At 68.6% G+C, this 17,754-nt stretch carries 14 protein-coding genes; 9 read left to right on the top strand and 5 right to left on the bottom strand.

Going from position 1 to position 17,754, the window contains the following annotated elements:
- Nucleotides 1-17 precede the first annotated feature (17 nt).
- The 9 genes from ACWCO8_RS14115 to ACWCO8_RS14075 all read left to right on the top strand — a co-directional run bounded on the left by ACWCO8_RS14115 (nt 18) and on the right by ACWCO8_RS14075 (nt 7,270).
- Complete coding sequence (locus ACWCO8_RS14115; protein ID WP_451032453.1) at nt 18-1,217, top strand: hypothetical protein; 1,200 nt, start codon at nt 18-20, stop codon at nt 1,215-1,217.
- Between the two features lie 46 nt (nt 1,218-1,263).
- Nucleotides 1,264-2,478 carry a hypothetical protein gene (locus ACWCO8_RS14110; protein WP_451032452.1) on the top strand — a complete coding sequence of 405 codons (1,215 nt, stop codon included), beginning with the start codon at nt 1,264-1,266 and terminating at the stop codon, nt 2,476-2,478.
- 25 nt (nt 2,479-2,503) lie between these two features.
- The gene (locus ACWCO8_RS14105; protein ID WP_451032451.1) at nt 2,504-3,646 is read left to right on the top strand and encodes a hypothetical protein; all 1,143 of its coding nucleotides are present in this window, start codon (nt 2,504-2,506) and stop codon (nt 3,644-3,646) included.
- A 10-nt stretch (nt 3,647-3,656) separates the two neighbouring features.
- The gene (locus ACWCO8_RS14100; RefSeq protein WP_451032450.1) at nt 3,657-4,793 is read left to right on the top strand and encodes a hypothetical protein; all 1,137 of its coding nucleotides are present in this window, start codon (nt 3,657-3,659) and stop codon (nt 4,791-4,793) included.
- On the top strand, nt 4,793-5,365 hold the full coding sequence (locus ACWCO8_RS14095; protein WP_451032449.1) for a hypothetical protein: 573 nt from the start codon (nt 4,793-4,795) through the stop codon (nt 5,363-5,365). The genes ACWCO8_RS14100 and ACWCO8_RS14095 overlap by 1 nt, the downstream gene beginning before the upstream one ends.
- Nucleotides 5,366-5,378: 13 nt before the next feature.
- Nucleotides 5,379-5,777: an ATP-binding protein gene (locus ACWCO8_RS14090; protein WP_451032448.1), complete on the top strand. Its 399-nt coding sequence runs from the start codon at nt 5,379-5,381 to the stop codon at nt 5,775-5,777.
- 73 nt (nt 5,778-5,850) lie between these two features.
- A complete protein-coding gene (locus ACWCO8_RS14085) occupies nt 5,851-6,765 on the top strand; it encodes a peptidoglycan-binding protein (protein ID WP_451032447.1) in 915 nt (304 codons plus the stop codon).
- A gap of 15 nt (nt 6,766-6,780) precedes the next feature.
- Nucleotides 6,781-7,020, top strand: coding sequence for a hypothetical protein (locus tag ACWCO8_RS14080; RefSeq protein WP_451032446.1), 240 nt, complete (start codon nt 6,781-6,783; stop codon nt 7,018-7,020).
- Entirely contained in the window at nt 7,007-7,270 is a 264-nt protein-coding gene (locus tag ACWCO8_RS14075; RefSeq protein ID WP_315891558.1) for a hypothetical protein, read from the top strand. The genes ACWCO8_RS14080 and ACWCO8_RS14075 overlap by 14 nt, the downstream gene beginning before the upstream one ends.
- 66 nt (nt 7,271-7,336) lie before the next feature.
- Here the strand turns inward: ACWCO8_RS14075 and ACWCO8_RS14070 are convergent, their stop codons facing one another.
- The 5 genes from ACWCO8_RS14070 to ACWCO8_RS14050 all read right to left on the bottom strand — a co-directional run bounded on the left by ACWCO8_RS14070 (nt 7,337) and on the right by ACWCO8_RS14050 (nt 17,632).
- The gene (locus tag ACWCO8_RS14070; RefSeq protein ID WP_451032445.1) at nt 7,337-11,236 is read right to left on the bottom strand and encodes a DNA-directed RNA polymerase subunit beta'; all 3,900 of its coding nucleotides are present in this window, start codon (nt 11,234-11,236) and stop codon (nt 7,337-7,339) included.
- Nucleotides 11,237-11,336: 100 nt separating this feature from the next.
- Nucleotides 11,337-14,819 carry a DNA-directed RNA polymerase subunit beta gene (rpoB, locus tag ACWCO8_RS14065; protein WP_362016926.1) on the bottom strand — a complete coding sequence of 1,161 codons (3,483 nt, stop codon included), beginning with the start codon at nt 14,817-14,819 and terminating at the stop codon, nt 11,337-11,339.
- Between the two features lie 544 nt (nt 14,820-15,363).
- A complete protein-coding gene (gene rplL, locus ACWCO8_RS14060) occupies nt 15,364-15,747 on the bottom strand; it encodes a 50S ribosomal protein L7/L12 (protein WP_451032444.1) in 384 nt (127 codons plus the stop codon).
- A gap of 110 nt (nt 15,748-15,857) precedes the next feature.
- On the bottom strand, nt 15,858-16,388 hold the full coding sequence (gene rplJ / locus ACWCO8_RS14055) for a 50S ribosomal protein L10 (protein ID WP_352188356.1): 531 nt from the start codon (nt 16,386-16,388) through the stop codon (nt 15,858-15,860).
- Between the two features lie 287 nt (nt 16,389-16,675).
- The gene (locus ACWCO8_RS14050; protein ID WP_451032443.1) at nt 16,676-17,632 is read right to left on the bottom strand and encodes a hypothetical protein; all 957 of its coding nucleotides are present in this window, start codon (nt 17,630-17,632) and stop codon (nt 16,676-16,678) included.
- Nucleotides 17,633-17,754: the final 122 nt, after the last annotated feature.

Genomic DNA, 17,754 nt, shown 5'->3' with positions numbered 1-17,754 from the left:
ACCGAAAGAGGTGAACCATGACTGTACGAGCCGCCTGGCTGCAGTCGACCGGTCAGACCCGTGAGGACACCCGCCTCACCCTGGCCGCCCTGCTCACTCCCAGTGGTCAGTCCCCCGACGAGACCCCACTGCGTTCCCGGCCGGGCATCGTGCCGGGCGGCTTCGTCCTCACCGGGACCGCCGCGATGCAGTGCACCATCGGCACGGGCCGCGCGATCGTCCAGGGCAAGGACACCCGTCAGGGCGCCTACCTGGTCAGCGCGATCTCACCCGAGACGCTCACCATCGAGGACGGCGACGCGCAGTACGACCGGATCGATCTGATCGAACTGGCCGTCGTCGACGACGCCTACGACAAGACCGGCACGACCGACGCCGTGATCCGCCTGGTCAAGGGCGTCCCACACGCCAACCCCGTGGCGCCGGCCTCCGGCCCGGGCAGCGCCCTGCCGCTCTACACGGTCAAGGTCCCCAAGGGCATCTCGGCCGGCAACGGCGGCATCGCCTGGACCACGACCGGGGTCACCCCGCAGCACTGGCCGGTGGTGGCGCTCGGCGGCATCCTGCCCACGAGCGGCTTCAAGGGCGCGTACGTCGGGCAGTACCGCGACGCGGGCGGGACGCTCCAGCGCTGGGACGGCGCCACCTGGGTCTCGTACCCGAAGGCGCTCGGCGGCATCGCGCCCGGCGCGCAGGCGACGACCGGCGGCTACACCGGGCAGTACCGGGACGACTCGGGGATCCTGCAGCGCTGGGACGGCTCGGCCTGGCAGTACGTCGAGGGCACGGGGAAGATCCTGTTCGCCGCGACCCAGTGGACGACCTCCCAGCAGCAGAGCGTCCCGGCCAACACGTGGACCCCGATCAATCTGCCGACCGTCGAGGCCGACGACACCAAGAGCTTCAACGGGACCCACACGTACGTCGTGCCGCGCAGCGGCATGTGGCGGATCGCCGCCCACGTCACCTGGGCCAACGACGGCCAGACCGGCATGCGCGGCGCCCGCGTCACCGTCGGCGGCGTCGGGCAGTCCCGGCTGACCTGGCTCGGTCCCGCCGGCAACGGCGCGATCTCCGTCGGCGGCTCCGGCCTGATGAGGCTCGACGCCGGCAACGCGGTCCAGCTGGCGGGCTTCCACAGCCACAGCGCCGCGATCAAGACCCTCGGCGGCTCCGGCTACGCGTGCGCCCTCACCGCCGAGTGGCTGAAGTCCTGACGCCCGTACGTCCCGACGCCGCCCCTTCCTCTGATTGGAGAACCCCATGAACCTGCGCAGCAGCTGGGTCGCCGAGACCGGCCAGACCCGCGAGGACACCCGGCTCACCCAGACCGGTGCCACCACCATGCAGAACCCCGTCCAGGTCCGCTCCGGCATCCTCCCGGGCTCCTACAGCGGCCAGCACCGGCTCTCCGGCTTCTGGATGACGAGCGCCTCCGCCATGTCGGCGACCGTCTCGGAGGGGCGGGCGGTCATCCAGGGCGAGATCTCCCAGGGCGTCTACCCGGTGACCCTGCCCGCCTCCGAGACGGTCACCTTCGCGCCGGGCAACCCCCAGTACGGCCGGATCGACCTGGTCGTCCTGCGGGTCTACGACCGGCTCTACGAGGGCCAGCGCAACGAGGCCGTGATCGAGGTCATCCAGGGCGTGCCCGAGCAGGCGCCGAAGGCGATGCCGGTCCCGCCGCGCAGCCTCCCGCTGTACGAGGTGACCGTGCCGGCCGGCGTCAGCGCGGGCAACGGCGGCATCCCGTGGTCGACCGCGCTCAAGGACCTGCGTACCCCGGTCGTTGCCGTCGGCGGCATCCTGCCGGTCGAGGGGCCGGTGGCTCCGGGGACGCACCCGGGCCAGTACCAGGACACGGCGGACGGCCAGTTCCAGCGCTGGGACGGCGGCAAGTGGGTCGCGTACCCGGCGGCGGTCGGCGGCATCGTCCCGAACTCCTTCTCCACCACCGCGGCCAGCTACACCGGCCAGTACCGGGACTCCACCGGCGGCCAGCTCCAGCGCTGGAACGGCACGGCGTGGGCGCCGGCCGTACCGGGTCCGTACTTCATCGACTCGCTGGACGCCGGCTACACCACGTCCACGACCTACGTGGACACGCTCGTCGAGCGCACCACCAACCCGCTGCGGATCACCTTCACCGCGCCGCCGTCCAGGGCCGTCCTGGTGACCTTCGGCTCGCGCATCGAGCTGCACATCGCCTCCGGCACGGCCGGCATCAAGGGCACCGGCTGGATGGGCGTCCGCGTCACCCAGGGCGCCACCGTGGTGCGCGAGTTGGACGACGAGCTGTCCGTGAAGGCGGCGCGGCCGACCGAGCACGTGGACGGCTTCTCCGCCTCGACCACGCAGCGCCTCTCCAACCTGACGGCCGGCGCGAGCTACACCCTCACCGCCTACTACCGGTCCAGCGACGCGGGCCTGAAGGCCTGGTACGACAACTCCTTCATCCGCGTCGACCCGCAGGCGTGACCGCCCGACCCCAGGAGACCCACCCATGGCGCTTCGCAGCGGCTGGCTGCCCCCCACCGGGCAGACCCGCCTCGACACCCGTCACACCGACATCGGTGCCACCACCCCCGCCGGGCCGCTCAGCGTCCGCTCCGGGGTCATGCCCGGCACGTACGACGGCAAGTACCGCGTCGGCGGCCTGTGGCTGAGCGGCAACGGTCCGATGACCGCCGCCCTCTTCCACGGCCGGGCCGTCGTCCAGGGCCCGGTCGCCCAGGGCCCGTACCACGTCACGCTCGACGCGGACACCGTCCTCACCTTCGCCGACGGCAGCCCGCTCCACCCGCGCATCGACCTGGTCGTCCTGCGCGTGTACGACGACCAGTTCGACGGCTCGCAGAAGAGCGAGGCCGCGATCGAGATCGTCCAGGGCGTGGCGAAGGCCGCTCCGGAGCCGCCGGCCGCACCCGCGCACTCGCTCACGCTGTTCTCGGTCAAGGTCCCCGCCGCGGCCTCCGCCGGCACCGGCGGCATCCCCTGGACGACGGCGGGGACCGTCTCCGACCTGCGCGTCACGACCGCGGGCGTCGGCGGCATCATGCCCGTCTACAACAACGCGGCGGTGCCGGGCAGTTATCCGGGCCAGTACCAGGACAACGACAACGCCCACTTCCTGCAGCGCTGGGACGGCACCGCCTGGGTGGCGTACCCGAAGGAGGTCGGCGGCATCGCGCCCAGCGGCACGGTGTCCACCGGCGGCTACACCGGGCAGTTCCGGGAGAACGGCGGCACGCTCCAGCGCTGGAACGGCACGGCGTGGGTGAACTACCAGCCGCCGGTCGAGGTCGAGACGACCGTCACCGGGGCGGCCGCGGCCACCGGCTGGACGCTGGTCGGCTTCGTCGGCCGCAAGACCCGCGGCGTCTGCACCGTGTCCGTGACGGTGGTCCGCAGCGGGGCCGACCTGACCGCCACCACCGCCGGCAACCTCAGCCCCGACGAGCTGGTGTGCACCCTGCCGGCCGGCTGGCGTCCCGCGCTCGACTACGAGGCCACCGGCACCGACTTCTACGGCTCCGGCGCCTTCACCTTCTCGACCGGCGGGTCGGTCCATGTCCGTACCTGGTCCGGCAACGGCGTCCTGACCGCCGGCCGGAACCTGCGCATCACCGCCACCTTCGTCCAGTAAGGAGCCCGCGATGGCACTCGAAACGCCCTACCGGGCGATCTTCTGCGACCTGATCACCGACCAGACCCTGGACATCCTGCCCCTGCGGGACGTCTCCTTCGACGACTACATCGGCAAGGCCGGCTCCCTGTCCGGCACCATCCCCATCCCCAACAAGGAGATCGCCGACCGGGTCAAGAAGGTCCAGGAGGGCCGCACCGCGGTCTACCTGGAGCGCGGCGGCGACCTGTGGTGGGGCGGCATCGTGTGGACCGCCACCCTGCAGTCCAGCGGGCGCGGGGTGCTGACCCTCGGCGTCCAGGCCGCGACCTTCGACTCGTACGCGAGCCGCCGCCGCATCCGTACGGACATCTCGTTCACGACCCCGACCGACCAGCTGGAGATCGCCCGCCGGCTCTGGAAGGAACTCGACGCCCAGGACGACCCCACCGTGCCCCTGCCCGACGGGAAGCAGCCGCGCCGCCTCGGGATCACCTACGGCACGGAGCAGTCCGAGGTCCTCCGGACGGCCGCCTGGCGCAAGGGCGACGAGACCGTCTACCTGGAGGCGCTCGACCAACTGGCCTCCCTGCAGAACGGCTTCGAGCACCAGATCCTCGTCTACCGCGACCCGGTCGACGGCAAGCGGGTACGGCAACTCCGGCTCGGCTGGCCCAAGATCGTCAACGGTGCGACCGACCTGATCTTCGACCGGCCCGGCGTCATCCTGTCGTACTCCTTCCCGTACGACGCGACCCGCGGCGGCACCACCGCGCTGGCCCGCGGGGCGTCGACGAACTCCAACGCCGGTACAGAGTCCCGGCCGATCACCTCCACCCAGCAGGTCGCCAGCGACCTGCTCGCGGACGGCTGGCCGCTCATCGACCTCTCCTCCGACCACAACGAGGTCACCGACACGCTCACCCTCGACTCGCTGGCCAAGCGGGAACTCGCCGAGGCCCAGGGCGCCGTCGTGATCCCCTCGATCAGCATCCACCTCGGCGGGGTCGTCCCCCCGGCGCTCATCGGCCGCATCGCCCGCATCCGCATCACCGACGAGTGGTACTCCGAGGGCCTCGACTCCCGCTACCGCATCATCGGCGTCAAGGTCACTCCCCCGGAGCGCGGCCGCCCCGACACCGCCGAGCTCTACCTTGAGGAGGCCTGATGCCCCAGCTGCCCGAGGACATCATCGACCGGCTCAACCAGATGGAGAAGCGGCTCAAGGCCCTGTCCACGGCCGTCAACACCCGGCCTGCGGTCAGCGAGATCCGCCCGCCCGCCCAGACCGGCGGCGTCACCATCAACCGGCCGCTGTTCCGGATCTTCGACGGCTACGGCCACGAGATCTTCGCCGACGACATCATGACCGGTGGCCTCGCCCGGCCCTGGCTCCAGCTGATGCCGCCGATGACCGTCGACAAGGCGCACTGGCCGGCCACCACCAGCGCCGCCTTCACCACGGTCGCCAGGTCCTTCAACCCCATCTGGCAGCCGAAGCTGCGGCTCTCGGTGAACACGGCGGTGTCCAGCGGCGCCACCGGCCAGGTGAAGGTCCTCGTCGACGGCCAGCAGTTCGGCCCCACCGTCACCGCCGGCACGACCTACGACCACACCGGTCTGATCCCCGGCGACATGAACACCCGGTTCGGCCAGACCATGCTGATCGAGATCCAGGCCCTGGCCACCGGCGGGACCGTCTACGCCCAGCCCGTCCTGATCTACGGCACCCAGACCTGACGAGGAGCACACCATGATCATCGACCCCGCACAGCCCTGGGGCGTGGCCATCGACTACGCGGGCCGCGCCGTCGTCACCGAGGGCAGCCACACCCTCGACGTCCGCGTGTACGACAACACCCTCGGCAACACCCTGGACCGGGACCCGGTCACCGGCCAGTACCCGTCGGTGTACGTCACCGTCCAGACCAGCAAGAGCGGCATCGGGGACGCCAGCCTGCGCGGCTACGCGACGGTGGTCGTCAACGGCGAGAACGGCGAACCGGTCACCCCCGACCCGACCGCCGTCGAGCGCGCCGTCACCAGGGCCCTCGCCGACTTCGAGAACCGGCGCGCCGCCTACGCCGCGCTCTGCGCGACCTGGGCCCCGCCGGAGCCCGAGCCGGAACCGACCCCGCAGCCCGCTCCGTAGGAACCCTCCCCACACCGAACGTACGCCCGCCCCGAGCGGGCTTTTTTCATGCCCGCAAGCCTGGAGGTCACCCATGGCCACTCCCCTCACAGCGGACCGGCTCGTCGCCGCGCTCCGCGCCGAAGGCGTCAAGGTCGTCGAGCACGACAGCTGGCGCACCCACCACCGCAACCAGGCGGGAGCCTGGGGTCCCGTCGTCGGCGTGATGATCCACCACACCGTCTCCAGCGGCACCGCCTCGTCCGTCGAGCTCTGCTACAACGGCTACGCCGGACTGCCGGGCCCGCTCTGCCACGGCGTGATCGCCAAGGACGGCACCGTCCACCTCGTCGCCAACGGCCGCGCCAACCACGCCGGCGGCGGCGACCCCTCGGTCCTCCAGGCCGTGATCACCGAGACGTACGGGGCCCGGCCCCCGGCCCCCCGGATGCACCAGGGCAGCCCCGGCGCCGTCGACGGCAACTCCCGCTTCTACGGCTTCGAGTGCATCAACCTCGGCAACGGCGCCGACCCCTGGCCGGCCGCCCAGCTCGACGCCATCGAACGGACCTCCGCCGCGCTCTGCCGCGCCCACGGCTGGGGCGCCAAGTCCGTCATCGGCCACCTGGAGTGGTCGGACTGGAAGAGCGACCCGCGCGGCTTCGCGATGCCGGGCATGCGCGAGCGGGTCCAGAAGCGGCTCGGCGCGGCCCCGTCGAAGCAGCCCCCGACCACCCCGCAGAAGCCCGCCCCGCCGCGCTACCAGCCGTTCCCCGGCACCGCGTTCTTCAAGGCGAACCCGAGCTCCCCGATCGTCACCGCGATGGGCCGCCGGCTGATGGCCGAGGGCTGCGGCCGCTACCAGGTCGGCCCGAGCCCCCGCTGGTCCGAGTCCGACCGCCAGTCGTACGCCGCCTGGCAGCGCAAGCTCGGCTTCCGCGGCACCGACGCCGACGGCTGGCCGGGCGCCACCTCCTGGAACGCGCTCAAGGTCCCCCACACCACCTGAACCCGAGGAGCCCCCATGGCCCTGTCCGAGAACACGAAGCGGACCGTCCGCACCGTCCTGCAGAGCGCGGTCGGCATCGCCGTCGTCCTCCCCGCGATCGTCGACGCCTCCGGCCTCCCCGCCACCCTCCCCTGGGTCGCCGGAGCGCTCGCCGTCGCCGCCGCCCTGACCCGGGTGATGGCGGTACCGGCCGTCCAGAACCTGCTGCCCTCCTGGCTGCGCACCACCCCGGGGGCGGCGGATGACCGAGTCTGATCCGAACGACCCGGTGGCGGTGGCGCTGGAACTGGAGCGGCTCCGCGGCACGCTGGAGGCCGGCTTCGCCCGCGTCGACGGCTCGCTCGCCCTCCTCGTCCAGCGCAGCGACCAGACCGACAAACAGCTCGCCGACCACGAGGCCCGCCTCGACGCCCTGGAACGCGCCCGCTGGCCCCTGGCCTCGGTCGCCGCCCTCACCGCCACGGCAGGCCTGGGCTTCGCCCTGTGGGAGATCGCGAGCCGGTGAAAGCCCGAAGGGCGGCCACCCCGTACGCAACGGGGTGACCGCCCTTCGGTCGATCAAGCGACTCGCTTACTGGTTGTACGGACCGTAGTCGTAGTCCTCCAGCGGAACGGCCTGGCCGGAGCCCGTGCCGAACGGCGAGTAGTCGATGTCGTCGTAGCCGACGGCCGAGTACATCGCGGCCTTGGCCTCCTCGGTCGGCTCGACCCGGATGTTGCGGTAGCGGGACAGACCCGTACCGGCCGGGATGAGCTTACCGATGATGACGTTCTCCTTGAGGCCGATGAGGCTGTCGGACTTGGCGTTGATCGCCGCATCCGTCAGGACTCGGGTCGTCTCCTGGAAGGAGGCGGCCGACAGCCAGGACTCCGTCGCCAGCGAGGCCTTGGTGATACCCATCAGCTGCGGACGGCCGGAGGCGGGGTGACCGCCCTCGGTGACCACACGACGGTTCTCGGTCTCGAACTTCGAGCGCTCGACGAGCTCGCCCGGCAGCAGCTCCGCGTCGCCGGACTCGATGATCGTCACGCGGCGCAGCATCTGCCGGATGATGATCTCGATGTGCTTGTCGTGGATCGACACACCCTGCGAGTTGTAGACCTTCTGGACTTCGCCGACCAGGTGGACCTGGACCGCGCGCTGACCGAGGATCCGCAGCACGTCGTGCGGGTTGGTGGCACCCACGGTGAGCTTCTGGCCCACCTCGACGTGGTCGCCCTCGCCCACGAGCAGACGGGCACGCTTCGAGATCGGGAACGCCGTCTCGTCGCTGCCGTCGTCCGGGGTGACGACGATCTTCTTGGTCTTCTCGGTCTCCTCGATACGGACGCGGCCGGCCGCCTCCGAGATCGGGGCGACACCCTTGGGCTGACGGGCCTCGAAGAGCTCGACAACACGGGGCAGACCCTGGGTGATGTCGTCACCGGCCACACCACCGGTGTGGAAGGTACGCATCGTCAGCTGGGTACCGGGCTCACCGATGGACTGGGCCGCGATGATGCCGACGGCCTCACCGATGTCGACCAGCTTGCCGGTGGCCAGCGAACGGCCGTAGCAGAAGGCACAGGTACCGACGGCGGACTCACAGGTCAGGACCGAGCGGGTCTTGACCTCCTCCACGCCGGCGCCCACGAGGGCGTCGATGAGCACGTCACCCAGGTCGACGTTGGCCGGCGCGATGACCTTGCCGTCCACGACGACGTCCTCGGCGAGCATCCGCGCGTACACGGAGGTCTCGACGTCGTCCGTCTTCCGCAGGATGCCGTCGGCACCCTTCTCGGCGATCTTCAGCTTCAGACCGCGCTCGGTGCCGCAGTCCTCCTCGCGGATGATCACGTCCTGCGAGACGTCCACCAGACGACGGGTCAGGTAACCCGAGTCGGCGGTACGCAGGGCGGTGTCGGCCAGACCCTTACGGGCACCGTGCGTCGAGATGAAGTACTCGAGGACGGTGAGGCCCTCACGGAAGGACGCCTTGATGGGACGCGGGATCGTCTCGTTCTTGGCGTTCGACACCAGACCACGCATACCGGCGATCTGACGCATCTGCATCATGTTTCCTCGGGCACCCGAGTCAACCATCATGAAGATGGGGTTCGTCTTCGGGAAGTTCGCGTTCATCGCCTCGGCAACCTCGTTGGTCGCCTTGGTCCAGATCGCGATGAGCTCCTGAGTGCGCTCTTCCTTGGTGATCAGACCGCGCTCGTACTGCTTCTGGACCTTCTCGTCCTGCTCCTCGTAGCCCTTGACGATGGCCTTCTTGGCCTCGGGCACGACGACGTCGGAGATGGCCACGGTGACGCCGGAACGGGTCGCCCAGTAGAAGCCCGCCGCCTTCAGGTTGTCGAGCGTCGCCGCCACGATGACCTTGGGGTAGCGCTCGGCGAGGTCGTTGACGATCTCGGAGAGCTGCTTCTTGCCGACCGAGTAGTCGACGAAGGGGTAGTCCTCGGGCAGCAGCTCGTTGAAGAGCGCGCGGCCCAGCGACGTACGCAGACGGAACGAGTCACCCTGCTGCCACTCCGGCTCGCCCTCCTCGGCGACCGGGGGAACCCAGCCGCGCGGCGGAACGGTGCCGATCGGGAAGCGGATGTCGACGGACGACTGCAGCGCGAGCTCGCCGGCGTCGAAGGCCATGGTGGCCTCCGCGGTGGAGCCGAACGCGCGGCCCTCGCCCTTGGTGTCGCGCAGCTCACCGTCGGTGGTCAGGAAGAACAGACCGAGGACCATGTCCTGGGTCGGCATCGTGACCGGACGGCCGTCGGCCGGCTTGAGGATGTTGTTCGAGGACAGCATCAGGATGCGGGCCTCGGCCTGCGCCTCCGCGGAGAGCGGCAGGTGGACGGCCATCTGGTCACCGTCGAAGTCCGCGTTGAACGCGGTGCAGACGAGCGGGTGGATCTGGATGGCCTTGCCCTCGACCAGCTGCGGCTCGAAGGCCTGGATGCCGAGGCGGTGCAGCGTGGGCGCACGGTTCAGCAGAACCGGGTGCTCGGCGATGACCTCTTCGAGAACGTCGTACACGACCGTGCGGCCGCGCTCGACCATCCGCTTGGCGCTCTTGATGTTCTGCGCGTGGTTCAGGTCGACCAGGCGCTTCATCACGAACGGCTTGAAGAGCTCCAGCGCCATGGCCTTCGGCAGACCACACTGGTGCAGCTTCAGCTGCGGACCGACGACGATGACGGAACGCGCGGAGTAGTCCACACGCTTACCGAGCAGGTTCTGACGGAATCGACCCTGCTTGCCCTTCAGCATGTCGCTGAGGGACTTCAGCGGACGGTTGCCGGGGCCCGTGACCGGGCGACCACGACGGCCGTTGTCGAAGAGGGCGTCGACCGCCTCCTGGAGCATCCGCTTCTCGTTGTTCACGATGATCTCGGGGGCACCGAGGTCGAGCAGACGCTTCAGACGGTTGTTGCGGTTGATCACACGGCGGTACAGGTCGTTCAGGTCGGAGGTCGCGAAGCGGCCACCGTCCAGCTGCACCATCGGACGCAGGTCCGGCGGGATCACCGGCACGCAGTCGAGAACCATGCCCTTGGGGCTGTTCGCGGTCTGCAGGAACGCGGAGACGACCTTGAGGCGCTTGAGCGCACGGGTCTTCTTCTGGCCCTTGCCGGTACGGATGATCTCGCGGAGGCGCTCGGCCTCCTCCTCCAGGTCGAAGGACTCCAGGCGCTTCTGCAGCGCCGCGGCACCCATCGAACCGTCGAAGTACGTGCCGAAGCGGTCACGCAGCTCGCGGTAGAGGAGCTCGTCGCCCTCCAGGTCCTGGACCTTGAGGTTCTTGAAGCGGTTCCAGACCTCGTCGAGACGGTCGATCTCGCGCTGCGCACGGTCGCGCAGCTGCTTCATCTCACGCTCGGCGCCCTCGCGCACCTTGCGGCGCACGTCGGCCTTGGCGCCCTCGGCCTCGAGCTCGGCCAGGTCGGTCTCGAGCTTCTTGGCGCGGGCCTCCAGGTCGGAGTCGCGACGGTTCTCGATCTGCTGACGCTCGACGGAGACGTGCGCCTCCAGCGAGGGCAGGTCACGCGTACGACGCTCGTCGTCGACGAACGTGATCATGTACGCGGCGAAGTAGATGACCTTCTCGAGGTCCTTCGGCGCGAGGTCGAGCAGGTATCCGAGGCGCGACGGGACGCCCTTGAAGTACCAGATGTGGGTGACGGGAGCGGCGAGCTCGATGTGGCCCATCCGCTCACGGCGCACCTTGGCGCGGGTGACCTCGACGCCACACCGCTCACAGATGATGCCCTTGAAGCGGACACGCTTGTACTTGCCGCAGTAGCACTCCCAGTCCCGGGTCGGACCGAAGATCTTCTCGCAGAAGAGTCCGTCCTTCTCGGGCTTGAGCGTGCGGTAGTTGATGGTCTCGGGCTTCTTGACCTCGCCGTGGCTCCACTGACGGATGTCGTCAGCGGTGGCCAGACCGATCCGGAGCTCATCGAAGAAGTTGACGTCGAGCACTATGCGTCAATCCCTCTCAGGGTTGTAAGTCTTGGGGTCTGAAACGGGGGTCCTGGGGCCGGCCGGGGGCTCATTGCTGAGCCCCCGTACCGGACTCCCGTCAGACCTCTTCGACGCTGCTCGGCTCGCGCCGGGACAGGTCGATACCGAGCTCCTCCGCTGCGCGGAAGACGTCCTCGTCGGTGTCGCGCATCTCGATGGACATGCCGTCCGAGGACAGCACCTCCACGTTGAGGCACAGGGACTGCATCTCCTTGATGAGCACCTTGAAGGACTCGGGGATGCCGGGCTCAGGGATGTTCTCGCCCTTGACGATGGCCTCGTAGACCTTCACGCGGCCGGTCACGTCGTCGGACTTGATCGTCAGCAGCTCCTGGAGGGCGTACGCGGCGCCGTATGCCTCGAGCGCCCACACCTCCATCTCACCGAAGCGCTGGCCACCGAACTGGGCCTTACCACCCAGCGGCTGCTGGGTGATCATCGAGTACGGACCGGTCGACCGGGCGTGCAGCTTGTCGTCGACCAGGTGGTGGAGCTTGAGGATGTACATGTACCCGACCGAGATCGGGTCCGGGAACGGCTCGCCGGAGCGGCCGTCGAACAGACGCGCCTTGCCGGAGGGGAGCACCATGCGCTCGCCGTCGCGGTTCGGGATCGTGTGCTGGAGCAGACCCGCGAGCTCGTCCTCACGCGCACCGTCGAAGACGGGGGTGGCGACGTTGGTGCCCGGGGCGACCTGGTCGGCGCCGATGGCCTGCAGGCGCTTCGCCCAGTCGTCCGCGAGACCGGAGACGTCCCAGCCACGGCTGGCGAGCCAGCCGAGGTGGATCTCCAGGACCTGTCCCGGGTTCATTCGGGACGGGACACCCAGCGGGTTCAGGATGATGTCGACCGGGGTGCCGTCCTCGAGGAAGGGCATGTCCTCGATCGGAAGGATCTTGGAGATGACACCCTTGTTGCCGTGACGGCCGGCGAGCTTGTCACCATCGGTGATCTTGCGCTTCTGGGCGACGTAGACGCGGACCAGCTGGTTCACGCCCGGGGGAAGCTCGTCGCCCTCCTCGCGGTCGAAGACGCGGACGCCGATGACCTTGCCGGTCTCGCCGTGCGGCACCTTCAGCGAGGTGTCACGGACCTCACGCGCCTTCTCACCGAAGATCGCGCGGAGCAGACGCTCCTCCGGGGTCAGCTCGGTCTCACCCTTGGGCGTGACCTTGCCGACGAGGATGTCGCCGGCGACGACCTCGGCACCGATCCGGATGATGCCGCGCTCGTCGAGGTCGGCGAGGACCTCCTCGGAGACGTTCGGGATGTCCCGGGTGATCTCCTCCGGGCCGAGCTTGGTGTCACGGGCGTCGACCTCGTGCTCCTCGATGTGGATCGAGGAGAGGACGTCGTCCTGCACGAGGCGCTGCGACAGGATGATCGCGTCCTCGTAGTTGTGACCCTCCCACGGCATGAACGCCACGAGCAGGTTCTTGCCGAGCGCCATCTCACCGTTCTCGGTGGCCGGACCGTCGGCGAGGACCTGGCCCTCGATGACCCGGTCGCCCTCGGAGACGACGACCTTCTGGTTGACCGAGGTGCCCTGGTTCGAGCGGGAGAACTTGGCCATCCGGTACGTGGTGTACGTGCCGTCGTCGTTGGCGACGGTGATGTAGTCGGCCGAGACCTCCTGGACGACACCGTCCTTGTCGGCCTTCGGCACGTCACCGGCGTCGGTGGCGCAGCGGTACTCCATGCCGGTGCCGACGAGCGGGGCCTCGGACTTAATCAGCGGCACCGCCTGACGCATCATGTTCGCGCCCATGAGGGCACGGTTGGCGTCGTCGTGCTCGAGGAAGGGGATCATGGCCGTCGCGACCGACACCATCTGGCGCGGCGAGACGTCCATGTAGTCGACCTCGGTCGGCGGGACGTAGTCGACCTCGCCACCACGGCGGCGGACCAGAACGCGCGGCTCGGTGAAGCGGAGCTCGTCGTTCAGGGTCGCGTTCGCCTGGGCGATGACGAAGCGGTCCTCCTCGTCGGCGGTGATGTAGTCGACCTCGTCGGTGACCTGGCCGTCGACGACCTTGCGGTACGGCGTCTCGATGAAGCCGAACGCGTTGACGCGGCCGTACGAGGCGAGCGAACCGATCAGACCGATGTTCGGGCCTTCGGGGGTCTCGATCGGGCACATGCGTCCGTAGTGGGACGGGTGCACGTCTCGGACCTCGAAGCCGGCCCGCTCACGGGACAGACCACCGGGACCCAGCGCCGAGAGACGACGCTTGTGCGTCAGACCCGACAGCGGGTTGTTCTGGTCCATGAACTGCGACAGCTGGCTGGTGCCGAAGAACTCCTTGATGGAGGCGACGACCGGCCGGATGTTGATCAGGGTCTGCGGCGTGATCGCCTCGACGTCCTGGGTGGTCATGCGCTCACGCACGACGCGCTCCATACGAGCCAGACCCGTACGGACCTGGTTCTGGATGAGCTCGCCGACGTTGCGCAGACGACGGTTGCCGAAGTGGTCGATGTCGTCGGTCTCGACGACGATCTCCCGGCCCGACTCGCCGATCGTCTCGGTCTCGCCCGCGTGGAGCTTCACCAGGTACTTGATCGTGGCGATGATGTCGTCGGTGGTCAGGACACCGGCGTCCAGCGGCTCGTCCGCGCCGAGCTTCTTGTTCACCTTGTAGCGGCCGACCTTCGCGAGGTCGTAGCGCTTCGGGTTGAAGTAGAGGTTCTCGAGCAGCGTCTGAGCGGCCTCGCGGGTCGGCGGCTCGCCCGGACGGAGCTTGCGGTAGATGTCGAGCAGCGCGTCGTCCTGGCCCTGGGTGTGGTCCTTCTCCAGGGTGGCGCGCATGGACTCGTACTCGCCGAACTCCTGCAGGATCTGCTCGGTGGTCCAGCCGAGAGCCTTGAGGAGGACGGTGACGGACTGCTTGCGCTTGCGGTCGATGCGGACACCGACCATGTCGCGCTTGTCGATCTCCATCTCCAGCCAGGCACCCCGGGACGGGATGATCTTGGCGGAGAAGATGTCCTTGTCGGACGTCTTGTCGATCGAGGAGTCGAAGTAGACGCCCGGCGAACGCACCAGCTGCGAGACCACGACACGCTCGGTGCCGTTGATGACGAAGGTGCCCTTGTTCGTCATGAGCGGGAAGTCGCCCATGAAGACCGTCTGGGACTTGATCTCGCCGGTCTCGTTGTTGGTGAACTCGGCGGTGACGAAGAGCGGGGCGCCGTACGTGAAGTCACGGTCCTTGCACTCGTCGATCGAGTTCTTCGGGGGCTCGAAGCGGTGGTCGCGGAAGGTCAGCGACATCGACCCGGAGAAGTCCTCGATCGGCGAGATCTCCTCGAAGATCTCTTCCAGACCCGACTTCCTGGGGACGTCCTGTCCCGACTCGAGAGCTGCCTCGACGCGAGCCTTCCAGGCGGCGTTGCCGAGCAGCCAGTCAAAGCTCTCGGTCTGCAGCGCGAGGAGGTTCGGAACCTCGAGGGGCTCCTTGATCTTTGCAAAGGAGATGCGCAGCGGGGCGGTGCTGGCGCCGTTGTTCGTATTGGTCGAGGCGTTGCGCGAGGCGGCCAAGAGGGGGTCCTTCCGAGGGCTCGGACTCACTACGCGCGTACCGGTCCCCAGCGACGCAGAGGGACAGACATTTCCCGATATGGTCAAAAGCCCAGGTCAGGTCAGGTCTGCCGACAATGCTCTCGCGAGGGTATGCCCCAGGTGACGGGCAGGGGGCAGCTAACAGGCAGCGCAAAGGGTCAGTGTAGCCACTTGGCCCACTGATGTCCAGGGCGAGTTTTTCGCGACCCTCGTTGTTCTCAACTCCGCGGTACCTCGCGCCGTGCGGCGCACCTCGATACTGCCCGTTCCGCCGTCGATCCATGCCTCGGATACGGATCGTTGTGACGACGCGTCCTGAGAATTGCGCGCTGCGTGCGGTTCGTCAAGGCCCCCCGGTCAGCGGGGGCGCACGGCGAAGATCACCATACTCCGCCCGGGAGGGCTCTCACACCCGCCGCCACGCCCGTCCCCGGGTACGCCGAAGGGCGACCACCCGGATGGGTGATCGCCCTTGGCGAGGCGCCTGAGAGGCGCCAGAACGAGTCAGGAGACTCGCAGGGTCTTACTTGACCGTGACGGAGGCGCCGGCGGCCTTGAGGGACTCGGCAGCCTTCTCCGCGGCCTCCTTGGCGACCTTCTCGAGAACCGGCTTCGGGGTGCCGTCGACGAGGTCCTTGGCCTCCTTCAGACCCAGGGAGGTGAGCTCACGCACGACCTTGATGACCTGGATCTTCTTGTCGCCCGCACCCTCGAGGATGACGTCGAACTCGTCCTGCTCCTCGGCGGCCTCGGCGGCCGGGCCACCGACGGCGGGGCCGGCAACGGCGACGGCCGCGGCGGCGGTGACGTCGAACTTGTCCTCGAACGCCTTCACGAACTCGGAGAGCTCGATGAGGGTCATCTCCTCGAACTGGGCGAGGAGGTCTTCCTGAGAGAGCTTCGCCATGATGGGCGATCCTTCCACTAAATCGGCAGGTGCCGGATGTATATAGAGGCGGGCGTAACGGCCCGCTACGACCCACGCACTAGGCGGCGCGGATCAGTGCGCGAGCCGAATTACTCGGCACCGCCCTGCTCGGCGAGCTTGACGCGAAGCGCCTCCGCGGTGCGGACGAACTTCGACGGCAGCGCCTGGAGGAGCGAAGCAGTCTGGGACTGCTTGCCCTTGAAGGCACCGGCCAGCTTGCTGAGCAGAACCTCGCGGGACTCGAGGTCCGCAAGCTTCTTGATCTCATCGGCGGAGAGCGCCTTACCATCAAGGACACCGCCCTTGATGATGAGATTCGGGTTGTCCTTGGCGAAGTCACGAAGACCCTTCGCCGACTCCACCGGGTCACCGGTGATGAAGGCAGCGCCCGTCGGACCGGTGAACTGGTCGTCGAGCGAGGTGATCCCGGCCTCGTTGGCCGCAATCTTGGTCAGCGTGTTCTTCACCACGGCGTACTGGGCGTTCTCACCGAGCGAACGGCGCAGCGTCTTGAGCTGGGCCACGGTGAGACCCCGGTACTCGGTCAGCACGACGGCGCTCGAGCTCTGGAACTTGTCCTTGAGCTCGGCTACCGCGGCAGCCTTGTCGGGCCTTGCCATAGAGCGTCGGCCTCCTTCCGGGTGATGAGGACCGCTCAGAAGGGGCTGAACAAAGAGAAACGCCCCGGCGCAGGCGCACGGGGCTCAGCTCGACCGGATCGAAACGAACCGGGAACTCTTCCACGATCACCTACGCGGGCCGTTCGCATCTCAGCGAACCTTCGGCCACCGGACCCTCTTGCGAGAGCACGGCAACGACCAGCGGTCTTTGGCTTCTGTGGAAGAGTACGTGACGGTGGCGGCCGGGAGCAAATCCGCCCGTACGGCTCAGTCGGCGCTCAGCCGGCTCAGGCCTGGCCTTCGCCCTCGCCGCCGCCCTCGCCGCCCGCTTCGCCCATCTCCTTGAGCATCTTGAAGAGGTCGACGGTGTCCTTGGCCGGCGGGGCCTCGACCGCGGCCTTGGCGCCGTAGTCCGAGTAGTGGGCCACGATCGAGACCGCGCCCTGCAGCGTCTTCATGCCGATGTCCATCTTCACCGGGTAGCCGGCGCCGTTCACCCACAGCTCGGTGTCGTACCCCGTGATGCCGGACTTCTTGATGTTCGCGATCAGGTCCTTGCGCTCCTGCTCGGAGAGCACGTCGAGGGACTTGTTCGTGGCGACCATCTGCTCCAGGGTCAGTGAGCCCTTGTAGTGCTGCGCCTCCACACCGTCGACCTTCTCCGGGCCCACGTGCTTCAGGTTCGGCGAGTCCAGCATCAGGGCGATCTGCTTGGCCGGGTCCTGGTTCATGTTCTCCAGGCCGCCGGTCATCGACTTCTGGAGGTCCTTGTCCCCGGACATGTCCGCGGCGGCCTTGAGGTCGAGCTTCATCCAGCGCTTGCCGTCGGTCTCGGCGGCCATCTTGGTGCCGAGGTCCATGTACATCGCGCCGTCGAGCATGATCATGCGGACCTGCTCGGGGGCGTCGGGGTCCCCCGCGGCGAGCATCGAGCCCTTGACCGTCATGTCCATCGCGGCCGGGTCCCAGCCCTGGACGCCGGTCATCTCCATGGTGCCGCCGCCCTCGAGGCCGGCCGGCATCGTCATGGTCATCTTGACCTTCGCCGACTTCGCGGCCGAGGTCTTCTCGTACGCGGCCTGGATGACCTTCGTGACGGCCGCCTGGGTCTGCAGCTGCGGCTTCGCGGGCGCGTCCGCGGCCTTCTTCTTCCCCTCGTCGCCGTCCTGACAGCCCGCGACACCGGCCACGACGGCCACGGCGACCAGCGAGACGCCGGCGCGCTTCCACGCGGTCTTGCGCATGAGTCCCCACCCCAAAAAATCTTCAGCTACTCGGTCATCCGAACGGTATCCCACCGCGCCGACAGCCCCGTACGAAAAAAAGCCGGCCCCCAGCCCCTCCGGAGAGGGGCTGGGGGCCGGCT

This window comes from Streptomyces sp. NPDC001927 (assembly GCF_053594455.1).
This window is presented reverse-complemented; position numbering and strand designations above follow the sequence as displayed.

Coding starts and splice junctions, on each gene's coding strand:
- ACWCO8_RS14090 (WP_451032448.1), top strand. CDS start 5,379: ATGATCATCGACCCCGCACAGCCCTGGGGCGTGGCCATCGACTACGCG.
- ACWCO8_RS14050 (WP_451032443.1), bottom strand. CDS start 17,632: ATGCGCAAGACCGCGTGGAAGCGCGCCGGCGTCTCGCTGGTCGCCGTG.
- rplJ (WP_352188356.1), bottom strand. CDS start 16,388: ATGGCAAGGCCCGACAAGGCTGCCGCGGTAGCCGAGCTCAAGGACAAG.
- ACWCO8_RS14085 (WP_451032447.1), top strand. CDS start 5,851: ATGGCCACTCCCCTCACAGCGGACCGGCTCGTCGCCGCGCTCCGCGCC.
- ACWCO8_RS14110 (WP_451032452.1), top strand. CDS start 1,264: ATGAACCTGCGCAGCAGCTGGGTCGCCGAGACCGGCCAGACCCGCGAG.
- ACWCO8_RS14080 (WP_451032446.1), top strand. CDS start 6,781: ATGGCCCTGTCCGAGAACACGAAGCGGACCGTCCGCACCGTCCTGCAG.
- ACWCO8_RS14115 (WP_451032453.1), top strand. CDS start 18: ATGACTGTACGAGCCGCCTGGCTGCAGTCGACCGGTCAGACCCGTGAG.
- ACWCO8_RS14075 (WP_315891558.1), top strand. CDS start 7,007: ATGACCGAGTCTGATCCGAACGACCCGGTGGCGGTGGCGCTGGAACTG.
- rplL (WP_451032444.1), bottom strand. CDS start 15,747: ATGGCGAAGCTCTCTCAGGAAGACCTCCTCGCCCAGTTCGAGGAGATG.
- ACWCO8_RS14105 (WP_451032451.1), top strand. CDS start 2,504: ATGGCGCTTCGCAGCGGCTGGCTGCCCCCCACCGGGCAGACCCGCCTC.
- ACWCO8_RS14095 (WP_451032449.1), top strand. CDS start 4,793: ATGCCCCAGCTGCCCGAGGACATCATCGACCGGCTCAACCAGATGGAG.
- ACWCO8_RS14100 (WP_451032450.1), top strand. CDS start 3,657: ATGGCACTCGAAACGCCCTACCGGGCGATCTTCTGCGACCTGATCACC.